The sequence below is a fragment of the Erythrobacter sp. K21-9 genome (assembly GCF_055808355.1).
On record NZ_CM147866.1, the window covers coordinates 2,943,467 to 2,957,654 of the forward strand.

The 14,188-nt window shown below is 61.9% G+C and carries 14 protein-coding genes, 1 tRNA gene and 1 pseudogene; 7 read left to right on the forward strand and 9 right to left on the reverse strand.

What is annotated here, in order from left to right; all coding sequences use genetic code 11:
* Positions 1-2: 2 nt before the first annotated feature.
* The 3 genes and pseudogenes from AC0L39_RS15145 to AC0L39_RS15155 form a co-directional block, all read right to left on the reverse strand.
* Positions 3-404 (reverse strand): annotated as a pseudogene (locus AC0L39_RS15145) (hypothetical protein); the annotation flags it as partial.
* Positions 404-787 (reverse strand): hypothetical protein, encoded by a 384-nt coding sequence (locus AC0L39_RS15150; protein ID WP_473259106.1) that lies wholly within the window; start codon positions 785-787, stop codon positions 404-406. The pseudogene AC0L39_RS15145 and the gene AC0L39_RS15150, both read right to left, overlap by 1 nt.
* Positions 788-947: 160 nt before the next feature.
* Entirely contained in the window at positions 948-1,268 is a 321-nt protein-coding gene (locus AC0L39_RS15155; RefSeq protein ID WP_473259108.1) for a hypothetical protein, read from the reverse strand.
* 158 nt (positions 1,269-1,426) lie between these two features.
* Between AC0L39_RS15155 and AC0L39_RS15160 the strand changes: the two genes are divergently transcribed.
* The 4 genes from AC0L39_RS15160 (at position 1,427) to AC0L39_RS15175 (ending at position 4,421) form a co-directional block, all read left to right on the forward strand.
* A complete protein-coding gene (locus AC0L39_RS15160) occupies positions 1,427-1,837 on the forward strand; it encodes a lasso peptide biosynthesis B2 protein (RefSeq protein ID WP_473259109.1) in 411 nt (136 codons plus the stop codon).
* Positions 1,838-1,973: 136 nt separating this feature from the next.
* The gene (locus AC0L39_RS15165; protein WP_473259111.1) at positions 1,974-2,252 is read left to right on the forward strand and encodes a hypothetical protein; all 279 of its coding nucleotides are present in this window, start codon (positions 1,974-1,976) and stop codon (positions 2,250-2,252) included.
* 130 nt (positions 2,253-2,382) lie between these two features.
* Positions 2,383-3,729, forward strand: a complete 1,347-nt coding sequence (locus AC0L39_RS15170) for an O-antigen ligase family protein (protein WP_473259113.1) — start codon at positions 2,383-2,385, stop codon at positions 3,727-3,729.
* Positions 3,726-4,421 (forward strand): hypothetical protein, encoded by a 696-nt coding sequence (locus AC0L39_RS15175; RefSeq protein WP_473259115.1) that lies wholly within the window; start codon positions 3,726-3,728, stop codon positions 4,419-4,421. The genes AC0L39_RS15170 and AC0L39_RS15175 overlap by 4 nt, the downstream gene beginning before the upstream one ends.
* 7 nt (positions 4,422-4,428) lie before the next feature.
* Here AC0L39_RS15175 and AC0L39_RS15180 read toward each other — a convergent pair.
* Positions 4,429-4,515, reverse strand: a tRNA-Leu gene (locus AC0L39_RS15180).
* Between the two features lie 208 nt (positions 4,516-4,723).
* Here AC0L39_RS15180 and AC0L39_RS15185 point away from each other — a divergent pair.
* On the forward strand, positions 4,724-5,728 hold the full coding sequence (locus tag AC0L39_RS15185) for a complex I NDUFA9 subunit family protein (RefSeq protein ID WP_473259116.1): 1,005 nt from the start codon (positions 4,724-4,726) through the stop codon (positions 5,726-5,728).
* 179 nt (positions 5,729-5,907) lie between these two features.
* Here AC0L39_RS15185 and AC0L39_RS15190 read toward each other — a convergent pair whose 3' ends face one another.
* On the reverse strand, positions 5,908-6,804 hold the full coding sequence (locus tag AC0L39_RS15190; protein WP_473259117.1) for a dienelactone hydrolase family protein: 897 nt from the start codon (positions 6,802-6,804) through the stop codon (positions 5,908-5,910).
* 108 nt (positions 6,805-6,912) lie between these two features.
* On the opposite strand from AC0L39_RS15190, the gene AC0L39_RS15195 reads away from it, so the two are divergent.
* The gene (locus tag AC0L39_RS15195) at positions 6,913-9,087 is read left to right on the forward strand and encodes a PQQ-dependent dehydrogenase, methanol/ethanol family (protein WP_473259119.1); all 2,175 of its coding nucleotides are present in this window, start codon (positions 6,913-6,915) and stop codon (positions 9,085-9,087) included.
* Between the two features lie 10 nt (positions 9,088-9,097).
* On the opposite strand, the gene AC0L39_RS15200 is transcribed toward AC0L39_RS15195, so the two are convergent.
* Both AC0L39_RS15200 and purU read right to left on the reverse strand, forming a co-directional pair.
* A complete protein-coding gene (locus AC0L39_RS15200) occupies positions 9,098-9,532 on the reverse strand; it encodes a DUF3592 domain-containing protein (RefSeq protein WP_473259121.1) in 435 nt (144 codons plus the stop codon).
* Positions 9,533-9,544: 12 nt separating this feature from the next.
* Positions 9,545-10,399: a formyltetrahydrofolate deformylase gene (gene purU / locus AC0L39_RS15205; RefSeq protein WP_473259123.1), complete on the reverse strand. Its 855-nt coding sequence runs from the start codon at positions 10,397-10,399 to the stop codon at positions 9,545-9,547.
* Between the two features lie 451 nt (positions 10,400-10,850).
* Here purU and AC0L39_RS15210 point away from each other — a divergent pair, with 451 nt between their 5' ends.
* The gene (locus tag AC0L39_RS15210) at positions 10,851-11,933 is read left to right on the forward strand and encodes a hypothetical protein (protein WP_473259124.1); all 1,083 of its coding nucleotides are present in this window, start codon (positions 10,851-10,853) and stop codon (positions 11,931-11,933) included.
* On the opposite strand, the gene purT is transcribed toward AC0L39_RS15210, so the two are convergent.
* Together purT and AC0L39_RS15220 are read right to left on the reverse strand one after the other, a co-directional pair.
* Positions 11,891-13,099, reverse strand: coding sequence for a formate-dependent phosphoribosylglycinamide formyltransferase (gene purT / locus AC0L39_RS15215; protein WP_473259126.1), 1,209 nt, complete (start codon positions 13,097-13,099; stop codon positions 11,891-11,893). The genes AC0L39_RS15210 and purT overlap by 43 nt on opposite strands.
* Before the next feature lie 11 nt (positions 13,100-13,110).
* A complete protein-coding gene (locus tag AC0L39_RS15220) occupies positions 13,111-14,082 on the reverse strand; it encodes a sensor domain-containing diguanylate cyclase (RefSeq protein WP_473259127.1) in 972 nt (323 codons plus the stop codon).
* Positions 14,083-14,188: the final 106 nt, after the last annotated feature.

Consider the following 14,188-nt stretch of genomic DNA (forward strand, 5'->3'; position numbering starts at 1 on the left):
CAAAACATCAGGTGGTTGCGCTCATCCGCGACGATGATTGCGAATTCGCCGTCTAGATGGCGGGCGCAGTCCTGACCCCATTGCTCATAGGCACGCAGCGCCAACTCTCCGTCCGACCGATTGCGCAAGGTGACACCGCGCTCGATCAGGTCTCGTCTGAGTTCCTCGTAATTGGTCAGATACCCGTCAAGGACCAGAGCTACACGCTGGTCCTCGGTGACGTGCGGCTGATCCGCATCGAGAGATTCTTCGGTCGTATGCAGCGTGCAGGCAGCCACGGCCTGTCGATCGGAAGTCCACGAGCCGCTGGCATCATGAGGCCTGTCCTCGAGCGACCTCATCATCGATTTGAAGCACCGCGCGTCGATTGGCACATTGGCGAAAATCGCGGCAATCTGAGACATCAAGCCTTCGCAGTCTCTTCAACGAACAAATCGCACAAGGGAACCAGCTCTGGAATGCTGAAGTGATCAGACCAGCGAGCCGGACGGACGAGGTTCTCGCAACCCTTTGGATAATAATGGAGGAACAGCAGGTTGCAGAATGCTCCGGGCTCGATTTTATCGCGATAATGCCACTGAGAGCTGCCATTGAAAATGACCGCATTGTTCGGCTTTAGCGCGTGTGAGCTGAAAGTGAGACGCGATTCTTCCAAGACGTCTCGTGGCTGCCAATCGTTCATCAATTCGGTCGATGGCCAATCTGTGACGTTGCTGAAGTGGATCGGCCACTCGGCGCTCTGCTCGATGCAATAATCCAGCGTGTACATCGCGAACGGCTCGTCCATGTGAAGTGCGCAAGAACCCGATCCGCCATAAAGGCTCAGAAAATTGTATCCGAGCACAAGATCCTTCTGAACCAGATCGCTAACGAGCGGGAGGAGTTCCGACTGCAATTGCAGGAAGTACGGATCATCTTGAACAACTTGCCGTCCGAACGATTTGATCTCATGATCTCGAAATCGAGCAATGAGGCATTGATCGAACGGTTTGTGCGATGCGTTCGGTGGTATCCGCATCGAACAGGTTGTCGATCTTTTTGACCTCGAAATCCGGATCCGGAAGAAGCTTTTCGAACTCGCTTTCGAAATGTCGGAGTGCCTCCGGCCTGACCTCCCTGAGATAAATTCTCGCGGCTTGGTATCGGCGGTGAAACAAGGCATCGTACCATCTCGGCGTGCCCACACGCGCGCACGATGCGACAGCGGCCATGTGCAGGTCGAGATAGGCCGGATCCTCGAGCTTCGATGCGATTGTCGCGGCGCGCATGGAGTACCTTGTCGAACGATTTTCCCAAATTGCGATTGGAAGACCAAGGTATTCCGATCGCGGCGAGCTATATCGCCTTTTGAAACCGTGCGTGGCATTAGACAAGCATGATGGGAACACAAAGTGACACGGTGCCACGCGAAGGAGAAAAACCGCGATTGCGCGATTTGCGCTGGCTCCTGCCCTACAGCCTGCGCGGTCTGAGCGAGCTGCTGCGCGCGAAAATGATCTTTCGCACCCTCAAGTCGAGCGACATTCCCGCATTCAACAAGGCAGCGAGGACACGGACGGTTAAGCCCGTCAACGCGCCGCCGGGATTTGCCGAGCGCGTTGCATATGTTCTTCCCCGCATAGCGCGCCGCCTGCCGTGGCGCAGCGACTGCCTTATCCAGGCCATCGCTGGTCAGAACTGGCTGGCATCGCGCGGTATGGCAAGCGAGATCAGAATTGGCGTCGAACGCCCTGAAGACGGCACGTTCGGGGCGCATGCATGGCTCGTTTGCGGCGACCAGATAGTCACCGGCGGCGACATTTCCCGCTATGATCTGCTGCTTGGAGGCATGGATTGAGCCGCAGACTCAATCATTTGTCGCTGTTTCAGCACGGGTCAGAGTTCATTTACGTGTTTCCCCTAAGGAGTTGTTGTAATCCGTGCTGCACTGCACTAGGCACCATTTTGTAATTTTGCTTGAGGAAACCATACTGATGAGGAAGATCGCTTCACGGCTCGCCGTTGCCACCGCCGCAGCCAGCATGGTTCTGACCCCGATTGCGGCTCAGGCGAACACCCGCGCAGGCGATAACGCGACGATCTATTCGTCCAGCGCTGTCTCGCAGCCGGGCACTGCCCGGAATGCATCAGGCGAAGACCTGGATGGCGCCTTCTTCAATGAACGTTTGCTCTTTGCGCTGATCGCATTGCTGGCCACCGCTGGCGTCATCATTATCATCGACGATGAAGACGATCAGTCGCCAGGGACGTGAAGCAGTCTCATCGCGGCTGAACAGTGACGGACGATAATTGAGCGCACGGTCTTAACGGTCCGTGCGCTTTTTGGTTGGAGCGCGAATGTCCAAGGCCCTGCCGCACGCCCCTTCGCGAACACCACGGGGATTGAACAAGTCTCCAGCGGCTGTGCCGTTCGTGGCAATCGCGGTGCTGATTGTAGTCGCAGTGTTCATGGGAGGAGGCGGAGCCAGATATGGCCTCCTGAACCTTTGCGTCCAGCTCACGGCCCTCGCGGTGCTTGCGATCAACCGGGAGGCTGTCTGGGAATTCTGGACACGCGCTCCCATGGCGCTCAGAATATTGGTCGGCTTGTCCGTTATGGTGCCTATGCTGCAGCTGATACCGTTGCCGGAGCCGGTCTGGAGTGCGCTTCCTGGCCGGGAGCTCGTAAAGCAGTCATTCGAGCTGATCGGTCGATCGGGATGGGCTCCGGCTAGCGTCGATCCGATCCGAACGCTGGTCGCGGCGACCGGGCTTATCGTGCCGGTCACCATCTTGTCCGCCGGCTGGGCTCTGTCACACGATCGATTGGTCCTTGTCGGCTGGATCGTGATCGGGCTTGGTCTGGCGAATGTCGTGTTGGGGATCGCTCAGGTGACCTCGCTGGGTTCGACCGGTAATCTGTATGATGGACAACACGCCGATGTGGTTCTCAAAGGCACGTTTGCTAATCGCAACTCCACCGGCGTATTCCTGATCGCGGCCCTTGCCTTCGCAGCTGTGCTGCCCGCGCCAATACGGCACCCGATCATAGCGCCTGCAAGGGTCGGCTGCGCGCTTCTCCTGATTACGGCGATAATATTGACGCAGTCGCGCACGGCCCTCGTGATCTCCGCACTGCCGATGGCGCTCGCGGCGCTGCGTCTGATTTCTTGGACGCGCGAAGCAAACTTGGCTCGGCACTTCAGCGGATCGAAGCGGATGCGGCTGATTATTCCCGGAGCAATCGCACTTGTTCTCGCAGCAGCAGCGGCCATCATCGTCGCCGCTCCGGGCAGGGTCGGCGATACGATCGAGCGTTTCGAATCGCGAAGTGACGCCCGGACCTACATCTGGGAGGACAGTGAGTATGCCGCGTCACGTTATGCTCCATTCGGATCGGGAATGGGCACTTTCGACGAGGTGTTTCAGGTCGACGAATCGCTCGAGAACACGACCGTGCGCCGCGCAGGCCGGGCGCACAATGACTACCTTGAAGTCTTAATCGAGGCCGGCGCGCCTGGAATGGTCCTCATCCTGTGCTGGCTGCTGCTGGTAGGCTGGCTGTGCTGGCGCGCCCGGGGGTCCGAATGGCGATGGATCGCTTGGGGAGGCGGCGCGGTGCTGCTTGCTATCGCGCTTCAATCCATCACCGATTACCCGCTGCGAAACCAGGCCATGCTGGCGATTGCAAGCTTTGCCCTGCTTCTGCTGGCTCGGTCTGCAATGGACAGGGGTAGCGAAACCCAATGATAGGCCGACTAGCCTGGTATTCCCTGCTTGCCGCAATCGCTGCCATCACGGTCTCCGTGCAGATCGACCGGCAATCGGCAATCCAGCCAGCCTATGCGCCCCTGACGCCAGAGCCGTTCCGAGGGTTCGCACAAGCGCAGTTGGCAGCCATAGCTCAGCAGAGCGGCGATGCAGACCGCGCGGTTACCGAAGCAAGGCTGTTGGTGGAACGGCGCCCCATCCCCGCAGAGACCCTCCGGCTGCTTGCGCAGGCACAATTCGCGGCAGGACACCAAGACGAGGGCTTCGTCACAATCCAGGTCGCAGCGCAGCGCGGCTGGCGCGACCCGGCAGCTCAGGAATCGATGCTCAGACTGGCACTTGCGGCCGGCGATGAAGCCGAAGCGGCGCGGAGATATACCGCCTTGTTCCTGATCAGGAGTACGCAGGATGCGTTATTGCAGGAATTCGGCGCAGACCTCTTCTCGGATGTGGACGGCCCTGCAGTCGCGGAACTCGCTAAGATTGTCGCAGGAAGCAATCGCTGGCGCCGCGCATTCCTCAGCCGAGGCGCCCGCGTAATCCCGCGCGACGCTTTCGCAGCGATCATAGAGACTGCGGCTGAACAAGGAGGCGCGTTCCGATGCGATGACCTGCAAGCCCTCGCACCCGGCATAGCGGCCACAGTCAACGGCTGTGTACCCGAGCCTTGAGGAAAAATGGTGCCCAGAAGAGGACTCGAACCTCCACGCCCTTGCGAGCGCCAGCACCTGAAGCTGGTGCGTCTACCAATTCCGCCATCTGGGCACCGGGTAGCGAGCTGGTCATCGAATACCGCTCGCCGGTAGGCGCGGGCCAATAGCGAGCGGAGCGCCGTGCTGTCAACGCTTTGTGTACCTCGCCTGTGACGATTGTCGCACAGGAACGCTTGCCCACGGCGCCGCGTTGACGCATTGGGCACACACGCATCAACGCTGAACACACGCACCTCATGACCGCACGGGATCATTCGATCATGACCAAGACCTCTCCCCTCGCCGACAAGCTCGTCACCGTCTTTGGCGGCAGCGGGTATATCGGCAATTACGTCGCCCAGAGCCTGCTTGAACGCGGAGCGCGGCTGCGCATTGCCAGCCGCAATCCGGAGAAGGGATTTGCGCTGCAACCGCTCGCCAATCTTGGCCAGCTCCAGTTTGCGCGCTGCGACATCACCAAGCCGGACAGCGTCGCCGCCGCGCTTCACGGGGCCGATTACGTCGTCAACCTGGTGGGCGCGTTCAGCGGCGACCTGGAGGAGCTGATGGGCGAAGCACCCGGCACCATTGCCCGCCTCGCCAGTGAAGGCGATGCCTCCGCGATGGTCCATGTCAGCGCCATCGGCGGGGACGAGGATTCCAGCGCTGCCTATGCGCGCGGCAAGGCGAAGGGCGAGACCAACGTGCTCGAGGCGTTCCCGAGCGCCACGATCATGCGCCCCTCGATCGTGTTCGGTAAGGACGACAACTTCCTCAACATGTTCGGCGGGATGATCTCAATGCTGCCGGTGCTCCCGGTGTTTGGTCCGGATGCCAAGCTGCAGCTGGTCTTTGCCGACGATGTTGCCGAAGCGATTGCGGTCGCTCTGGAAGACCCGGCGAAGCATGGCGGCCATATCTACGAGCTTGGCGGTCCCGAACAGCTCACCATGATGGAGATCAATGAGCGTATCGCCGCAGCGCAGGGGCGCAAGCGGCGCTTCATCGCGATGCCGGACGGACTGTCCTCGGCATTTGCCAGCCTGCCCGGCACACCGATGAGCAAGGACCAGTGGACCTTGCTCAAACCCGGCAGTGTCGTCTCGGGCGAGCACCGCACTTTCGCCGACCTCGGGATCGAGCCGCGTCCGCTTGGCCTTTTTCTCGACAAGTGGATGACCCGTTATCACAGGTTCGGCTGCTTTGGCCGCAGCAATGAGCGCAACAAGGAGCGCATTGCGCGCGGCGTTTCCCGACCCGAGAGCGGCGCAGGCTCCGAACTCTGATCGCTCGTCCATGAGACACATGAGACAGTGTCCTGGGGCAAAAATCCCCGCCTTCTCCTGACCGCGATCAAAACGCGCCGCAGACGGGCTGGACGGGGAGGGATCGCGGTGCATTCCATCGCTGTAGCGCGCACGTTCCAAGTAGGAAAACCCGCGCGTGTCAGACGGATGGCGCAGCTTTAGAGCGCCATGGAATAGAGTTCCTTGAGATCGGTATAAGCCTTCTCGGCGGCGGCCTCATTGTAGGCCGGGCTGTCAGGGACGGTCCAGCCGTGGTCGCCGCTATATACGTCCACCGTGAAGGTCAGCCCCTCAGCTTTCGCCGCCTCGCCGAAGGTCGACTTCGCTTCCGGATCTTCGGCATCGTCATCCTGTGCCACAGCGATCAGCAGGCGTGCATCGACCTGGTCCAGCACATTATGCGGGCTCATCGGATCGTCCTCGCGCACCAGCCCGCCGCCATGGAAGCTGGCCGCTGCCTTGATCCGGTCCGGCACTGCCGCCGCGCTCCAGATGGTGAAGGGTCCGCCCATGCAATAGCCCTGCGTCCCGATCCCGCGCGCACTATCCACCTGCGGCTGCGCATCGAGCCAGCCGACAATCGCCTTCGCATCGCGCTGGATCGCCTCGGCGGTCAGTTTCTCGCGCCAAGGGCGTACCTTGGAAAACCCTTCCGCTGCAATGAAAGAGGCAAAGTCGGCAAATTGCTCGCCCGCCACGTCGCGGTAATAGGGGTTCACGACCAGCACCGCATATCCTTCACTCGCCAGCCGCATCGCCATTTCGATCTTGGACTGGCGGACACCAGCTATATCGGGCCACAGGATCACCGCCGGATATTCCTCGCCCTGTTCTGGATAGACGAGAAAGCCGTCCATCGTTCCGTCCTCGGTCGCGAAGGACACCGCGTCGCTGAACATCGACAAGCCGGTTTCATTTGCGCCCTCGGCTTCCCCGACGGCCGGAGCGCACGCCGCGATCGCCGCTGCGCCCACGGCCGATCCGGCGAGAGCGCCGAATTGCCGCCGGCTGATGGTATTCTTCGCCCAGGTCTTCAGCTTCGCCTCATCGCACATGGTCGCAGTCCTTTCGAATATCCTCGCGCTTTCAATAGGCGCGCGTGGCGGCGATGGACAAGCACTCCTTCACGCGGCAACATGCACCACCAAAGGGAGAGGGATTCCATGAACATCAGAACCTGGGCGCTGCCCATTCTGGCAACCGGCGCGCTGGCGCTGGGCAGCTGCGACAGCGCTTTCGAGGAGCAATTCGCAGGGCAGAGCGGGATAACGCAGGCAATGCTCGTCGGCGCGGACGGCGATCACGCCAACTGGATGAGCCACGGGCGGACCTATTCCGAACAACGTTTCTCTCCGCTCGACCAGATCAACGCAGGCAACGTCGGCGATCTGGGACTTGCATGGTTTGCCGACATGGACACCGCACGCGGGCAGGAAGCGACGCCGCTCGTGATGGATGGGAAGCTCTATGTCACTACAGCGTGGAGCAAGGTGAAGGCATACGACGCTGCAACCGGTGAGCCACTGTGGGATTACGACCCCGAGGTGCCCGGCGAAACTGCGGTCAAAGCCTGCTGCGATACCGTCAATCGCGGTCTTGCCGCATGGGGCGACAGCCTTTTCCTCGGCACGCTGGATGGACGTCTCGTCGCGCTCAGCCGCGATACCGGCGCCGTGCAATGGGAAACCGTCACTGTCGATCAGGCGCAAAGCTACACCGTGACGGGCGCGCCGCGCGTGATCGATGGCAAGGTCATCATCGGCAATGGCGGCGCGGAATTCGGCGTGCGCGGATATGTCGCAGCCTATGACGCGGAAACCGGCGAAGAGGCCTGGCGTTTCTACACCGTGCCCGAAGGAACCGAGGATGAGGGTTCACCCGAATACCTCAAGGTCGCAGCCGAGACGTGGAACACCGAAGTGCTCGCCGGCAACGATTCCATTGGCGGCGGCGGCACAGTGTGGGATTCCATGGCCTACGACCCCGATCTCGACCTGCTCTACATCGGCGTCGGCAACGGATCTCCGTGGAACCGCGCCTACCGCTCACCGGGCGAGGATGGCACCGGTGAAGGTGACAACCTTTATCTTTCCAGCATCGTCGCGATCCGGCCCGATACCGGCGAATATGTCTGGCATTATCAAACCACGCCGGGCGAGACCTGGGACTACACCGCCACGCAGCACATCGTGCTCGCCGATATGGAGATAGATGGCGAAATGCGCGAGGTGCTGATGCAGGCACCCAAGAACGGTTTTTTCTATGTGATCGACCGGGCCACCGGGGAGTTCATCAGCGCCGAAGCCTACATCCCGCAGACCTGGGCCGAAGGCATAGACGAAAACGGTCGCCCGATCGAAAATCCCGAAGCGCGGATCGACAAGACGGGCGAGCCTGCGCTCATCATGCCCGGGCCGCTCGGCGGCCACAACTGGCACCCGATGGCGTACCACCCTGGCGAAAACCTGGTCTACATCCCGGCCTTCGAGGCGGCATGGATCTATGCGCCGCAAGACAATTGGAAACCTGACCGCGCGCGCGGTTTCAATGTCGGCATGGACATGGCGGCGAACGACCTGCCGCCGGATCTTGGTATTCGCCGCGAGATCGAAGGCACGATAAGCGGAAAGCTGGTCGCATGGGACCCGGTCAAGCAGGAGGCCCGCTGGAGCGTCGAGCATTCCGGTCCCTGGAATGGCGGCCTGCTTGCGACCGGAGGCGGCCTCGTGTTCCAGGGCAACCAGTCGAGCACGTTCAAGGCCTATGATGCAGCGGGCGGCGAGGAGTTATGGAGCTTCGGCGCACAGACCGGCATCGTCGCGCCGCCGATTACCTATACGGTCGATGGCGAGCAATATGTCGCCGTGCTGGCCGGTTGGGGCGGCGCGTTCTCGACCTCGACCGATGGCGGCCTGATCGACAAGGACGGCGCGGTGCGCAATATCAGCCGCCTGCTCGTCTTCAAACTTGGCGGTGAGGCTACGCTTCCCGACATGCCGGAGCTTGCCGCCATGCCGCTGGACCCGCCGGTAAGCCGCGCGAGCATGGATACGATTGCCGCCGGGGGCGAAGATTACGCGCGCTATTGCGCGGTGTGTCACGGCCCCGCAGCTGTCGGTGCAAATTACTTGCCCGATCTCAGGCGCTCGGGCGCGCTCGGCAATCGCGGCACCTGGACCTCGATCGTGCATGAAGGCGCGCTGAGTGCAAACGGCATGGCATCGTTCGCGGAATCGCTCAGCGAGGAAGAGATCGAGGCGATCCGCGCTTACGTCATCCACCGGGCAAACGAGGACAAGGGTCTGGAAGGGGCAACGAACAAGGTCGCACGGCGGTAGCGCGCACCGCTCAGCGGTGTCCGCCCATCTGCCATGCCACCGTGAGCGTTCCTGCCGCGAGGACAAGCACGGCTGCGACGCCGGCCCATTGGCGCAGCGGCGAGGTTATTTCGGCGCGCGCCGGGTTGGCGGGGTCATACCGGACGGTCACGGCTTCGCCGAGCGGTCCGGGCTCACTGCGAAATTCGTTCTGGGACTGGACCTCGAATTCTTCCGCTGAACCATCAGGGGTGAACCGAAAGATCGCGCCGTAGCTGTCGTGGGCTTCATCATCGCGCAGAACTCGGTAACCGGTGATGCGGCCCCGCGTTGTCATGCCATGCGCGAGCCTGACATTGCGGTCGGCAAGCCAGAGCGCGATTGCGAAGAGAACCAGCGCACCGATACCGAACAGCGCCTCGGGAAAACCGCCCAGCACTCTTGCCAAGGCATCGGATACACTCATCGCTTCGCTCCCCTACCCGCGGAACACCACCGTTCGGCTGCCATTGGCCAGCACGCGCTCCTCCACGAACAGCCGGACGGCCTCTGATAGCACGCGGCGTTCGATGTCGCGGCCTTTTCGCACGAGGTCTTCGGCGGGGTCGGCGTGCGTGATGCGCTCGACATCCTGGTGGATGATCGGCCCTTCATCGAGGTCGGCGGTGACGAAATGCGCGGTTGCGCCGATGATCTTGACCCCGCGCTCATGCGCCTGGTGGTAGGGGCGCGCGCCTTTGAAACCGGGCAGGAAGCTGTGGTGAATGTTGATGCAGCGACCGGCAAAATGCGCCGATTGCTCATCGGAGAAGATCTGCATATAGCGCGCCAGCACCACCAGTTCGGCATCGGTGTCGGCGGCGATCCGGCGGATTTCGGCTTCCTGCTCGCCCTTTGTCTGCTTGGTCACCGGCAAGTGGTGGAACGGGATTTCGCCGATATCCATCCGCACCGAAGCGGCGCGCGGGTGGTTCGATATGATCGCAACTGGATCGATATTGAGCTCGCCCGTGCGCCAGCGATAGAGCAGGTCGACCAGGCAGTGATCGAACTTGCTGACCATGATGATGACCCGGCGCGGCCTGTCTTGCGCGGCGAGCTTCCACGTCATGCCGAAACCGGTCGCCAGCTTTTCGAACTCGCGGCGCAGGCTTGGTGTATCCGTGCCGGTCGGATCGAAGGCGACCCGCATGAAGAACTGGTCGCTGCTGCGGTCGTTGAACTGCTGCGCGTCGAGGATGTTGCAGCCGCGCTCGAACAGGAACCCGGTGACGCGCGCGGTAATGCCTGGCCGGTCAGCACAGCTTAGCGTGAGGATGAGAGGGTCCGACATCCTACCTCAGCGTGAGCGCCTGTTCGCATTCGGACATCAGCGATACGGTCTTGTGGAAGTCTTTCATGTAATTTCCAGCTAAAATTTAGATAACTTTGGATAAATTCTCAGAAGGACGAATGCCAAGCAAATAAGGTCGATCCGATTATCACAATAGGTATCCAAGTCTTGTCAGTTGATGTGATATAGGATTGCAATTGCAGATTGGGGTTTCGGTATGCTGCGCGAGCGTAACTTGTCGTTTTTACTGGCAGCAGGGTGCCTTTCGATAACGTCCTGCTCAACGTCTGGAACCGATGTTGGCATAGTAGCGCCTCCCCCCTCGCCGGCCGTTATAACTCCGCCTCCTCCACCTTCCCCTCCGCCGATGGGGTGGGAAACGGGCGATCCGGGACCCTCGCCTACACCGGCGCCGACGCCCCTGCCAAGTCCGAACGGAGGAAGCGGCGGGATGGCCGCCGGCTGGGGGCAGTCGACCGGATCCGGCAATACCAGGACGCGCCGCGTTCCAGAAGCGAGCGAGACGCGCGCCCCAGCCGCTGGCGGCCAAGGCGAGTTTGCCTCGGCCATCGAATACGCGGCATCTCCCGAAGCCGCGGCACGAATTGCGCGCGACCATTTCGCGATGCTGCGCGCGCGCGATGCGTGGCTGACCGGACAGGGCACGCTGACCGAGGCATCTGTCCGCGATGTGCTGGCCACATGCGCGGCGATCGGCCTGCATCCGCGTGAATGTGCGGGCAGCATCCTGGCAGGCGAATACCCCTTCGATGTGCTGAACGACACTGTGCGGCAGGAGGCGAACCTGCTGCTGCGTGCGTGCGAGTTGAGCGACAGCATCGCCGAATGCGGCGACCAGATCGAGAACTTCCGTTTCATTCGCGACCTGCCGATCGGAAGGCTGAATCCTCGCCCGCTCGAGATGACGCAAAACGAGACGACGACCTTCACGGCCTTCATCGAGCGGACGAGCATCGTGCGCGTTTCCGGAGAAGACGGGTTTATCGAGCCAGATCAGAACTCCTCAACGGACGAGGGCGAGCGCGATCCGCTCCCGAACAGCGACAATCTGGTCGAATATACGCGCGAGACGTGTTTCAGGCTGACGGCCACGGTGAGCACCGACTTCCGGATCGAAGGTGAAAACCCTCAGTGCCTCACCATCCTGCGATCCGGGCCGCATGCTTTCGCACCGAAATGGGATGTCACGCCGCTGGCCGGGGAGCAGGAGCGCGAGCTGCGCCTGACCCGGATCCTGAAACGCGGCGGGGAGATCGTGGAGGAAGTTCCGGTGAGGCCGTTCCCGATCCCGATCACGGTGGAGCTGGAACCCTCGTTTGCGCAGAAGGTCATCGCATGGCTGACCGAATGGACCGGCGTCGCCGAAGAGGCCCGCAATTTCGTCATCGCGCTGGAGGCTTTGCTGCTCGCGATCAGCGGGGGCATCATCTGGAAATGGCTCCGCCGGCGCAAGCAAGGGCCGGGTGGCGTTCAGCCCGCCCCGCCTCCATCCGCCCTGCCGCCGGCAGGATAGACGATCCGCACCCGGCGAGCGGCCTCTGCAGCAAGTGCGCGGGCCTCGCCGGTCTCGTCAGCGCTGGCAAGCGCCACGCCCATCCGCCGATAGGGCCGGGTCACAGGCTTGCCGAACAGGCGCACGTCGACATCTCCCTCAATTCCGAGCGCGTCGGCCAGTCCTTCGAAGGTGAAATCCTCGCTGTCCCGGTCGGCAAGGATTACCGCCGATGCCGCCGGGCACGTGGCGATCTGCGCAGGCACGGGCAGGCCGAGTACGGCGCGGGCGTGCAGATCGAATTCGGACAGGTCCTGCGACATCAGCGTGACCATGCCGGTGTCATGCGGGCGCGGGGACAGTTCGGAAAAGATCACGTCCTCGCCGCGCACGAAAAACTCAACGCCGTAGAGCCCCCAGCCCCGCCCTTCGCCTTGCAGCGCCTCGACCACCTTGGCCGCCATGTCCTGCGCGCGTTCGAGCACGTCCAGGTTCATGGCGGCAGGTTGCCAGCTTTCCTGGTAATCTCCGCGTTCCTGCCGGTGGCCGATCGGCGGGCAGAAGCTGATGCCGGTCTTGTGCCGCACGGTCAGCAGCGTGATCTCGTAATCGAAGTCGATGAACTCCTCCACGATGACCCGCGCCCGGTCGCCGCGCATATTGGCGACGGCGTAATCCCACGCTGCCTCAAGCCCGGCCTCGCCATTCACCTTGGTCTGGCCTTTGCCCGATGAGGACATCACCGGCTTTATCACGCAGGGCAATCCGCTGTGCCGAGCCGCAGCGCGCACTTCATCGAGGTTCGTCGCATAGCGATAGCGCGACGTGACCAGGCCGAGATCGTCTGCGGCAAGATCGCGGATCGCATCGCGGTTCATGGTGAGCTGCGCTGCCCGCGCCGATGGGACGATATTGAACCCCTCCTGCTCCAGGTCCGCAAGAACCTGCGTGCGGATCGCTTCGATTTCGGGGACGATCAGGTCGGGCTGGTGCTTCTCGGCTGCGGCGCGCAGAGCATCGCCATCGAGCATCGAGAATACCTCCCGCTCATCGGCAAGTTGCATTGCCGGGGCATCGTCATAGGCATCGCAGGCGACGACCCGTGCGCCCAGCCGCTTGGCTGAAATGACGAATTCGCGGCCCAGTTCACCGGAGCCAAGCAGAAGAATCGTTGCAATATGCGCCATGGCGCAAATGCCTAGCGCGCCGCGGCAGCAACTCCAACCGTGCCTGCCATGGATGAGCTTGCCGCCTCCGGCATGATGGCTGCGCCTTCATATCCGATCTGCCCGACCTGCATCCCGCCACCGGCCCTCGCCATGACCAGCGCAAGCTCGGCCTGGCGCAAGGTCCAGTCGACGGTGCATTCGACCGTGGCCAATCCGGCGCTTGCCGAAAGTTGCGGCCCGCGCGCCGAGGATGGCAGCGCCAGGGCGGAGAATGTCTTGAGCACATCGTCCGCCCATTCGCGCGCCGCCTTTGCCGACATGTCCGGCAGGATGACGGCAAAGCGTTCTCCGTCGAGCTGGCCGATCTCGTGACCTGGCAGCGCCATTGTCTCGAGGAACTTGGCGAAACCCCACATGATTTCATCGGAGGTGCGCTGACCGTATTGCATGAAGATCGCGCGCATCGAATCGACTGCCAGCACCGCAACGACCTGTCCGCCGCCCGCAGCGAGATGCCGCCGCAGGCTGGCGCAGAATGCGTGGCGATTGGCGAGGCCGGTGAGCGGATCGGTCACCGCCCGGCTGTGCAATTCGCCTTCGAGCACTCTCTTGTGCTGGACCGAGCGCAGCAATCCCAGCGCACCTTGCACCGCGCCGTCCTCATCCCGGATCGGGCGCAGGCTCAGCGCATACCAGCGCCGGTAGTCCGCCGGGTTGAAAACCGCGTCCGGAGCGTTTGCGATGACTGGAAATTCGCACCAGCTGCGCGGCGCATTGCCGGCAATGACCTTTTCGACAAACTCGCTCACGACATCGCCGTGCTCGCCTTCCGCCAAGTCCGATATGTGCGGCATGACGAGCATGGCCGACAAATCGTGACCCAGTTCGGACACGTTGTCCGATGCGTGAACCATGAACCCCTGTGCATCCAGCCTGACGACGATATCGCCGGATGCCTCTTGAACCAGACCGTGCAGCACACGGCCCTCTACGTCACTCAAACCCATTTTCATGCCGAAAGCCCCCGGCGTTAGCGACCAACCCCTGTCTCTTCGTTTGAGTGTCAAGACGATTCGTAAACTAACAATTCATCGGCTTGGAATAAAT

Excerpts from the sequence above, each read along its gene's own strand:
- AC0L39_RS15195 (WP_473259119.1), top strand. The coding sequence starts at position 6,913 with ATGAACATCAGAACCTGGGCGCTGCCCATTCTGGCAACCGGCGCGCTG.
- AC0L39_RS15200 (WP_473259121.1), bottom strand. The coding sequence starts at position 9,532 with ATGAGTGTATCCGATGCCTTGGCAAGAGTGCTGGGCGGTTTTCCCGAG.
- purT (WP_473259126.1), bottom strand. The coding sequence starts at position 13,099 with ATGGCGCATATTGCAACGATTCTTCTGCTTGGCTCCGGTGAACTGGGC.
- AC0L39_RS15165 (WP_473259111.1), top strand. The coding sequence starts at position 1,974 with ATGAGGAAGATCGCTTCACGGCTCGCCGTTGCCACCGCCGCAGCCAGC.
- AC0L39_RS15175 (WP_473259115.1), top strand. The coding sequence starts at position 3,726 with ATGATAGGCCGACTAGCCTGGTATTCCCTGCTTGCCGCAATCGCTGCC.
- AC0L39_RS15185 (WP_473259116.1), top strand. The coding sequence starts at position 4,724 with ATGACCAAGACCTCTCCCCTCGCCGACAAGCTCGTCACCGTCTTTGGC.
- AC0L39_RS15150 (WP_473259106.1), bottom strand. The coding sequence starts at position 787 with ATGGACGAGCCGTTCGCGATGTACACGCTGGATTATTGCATCGAGCAG.
- AC0L39_RS15155 (WP_473259108.1), bottom strand. The coding sequence starts at position 1,268 with ATGCGCGCCGCGACAATCGCATCGAAGCTCGAGGATCCGGCCTATCTC.
- AC0L39_RS15210 (WP_473259124.1), top strand. The coding sequence starts at position 10,851 with ATGGCCGCCGGCTGGGGGCAGTCGACCGGATCCGGCAATACCAGGACG.
- purU (WP_473259123.1), bottom strand. The coding sequence starts at position 10,399 with ATGTCGGACCCTCTCATCCTCACGCTAAGCTGTGCTGACCGGCCAGGC.
- AC0L39_RS15190 (WP_473259117.1), bottom strand. The coding sequence starts at position 6,804 with ATGTGCGATGAGGCGAAGCTGAAGACCTGGGCGAAGAATACCATCAGC.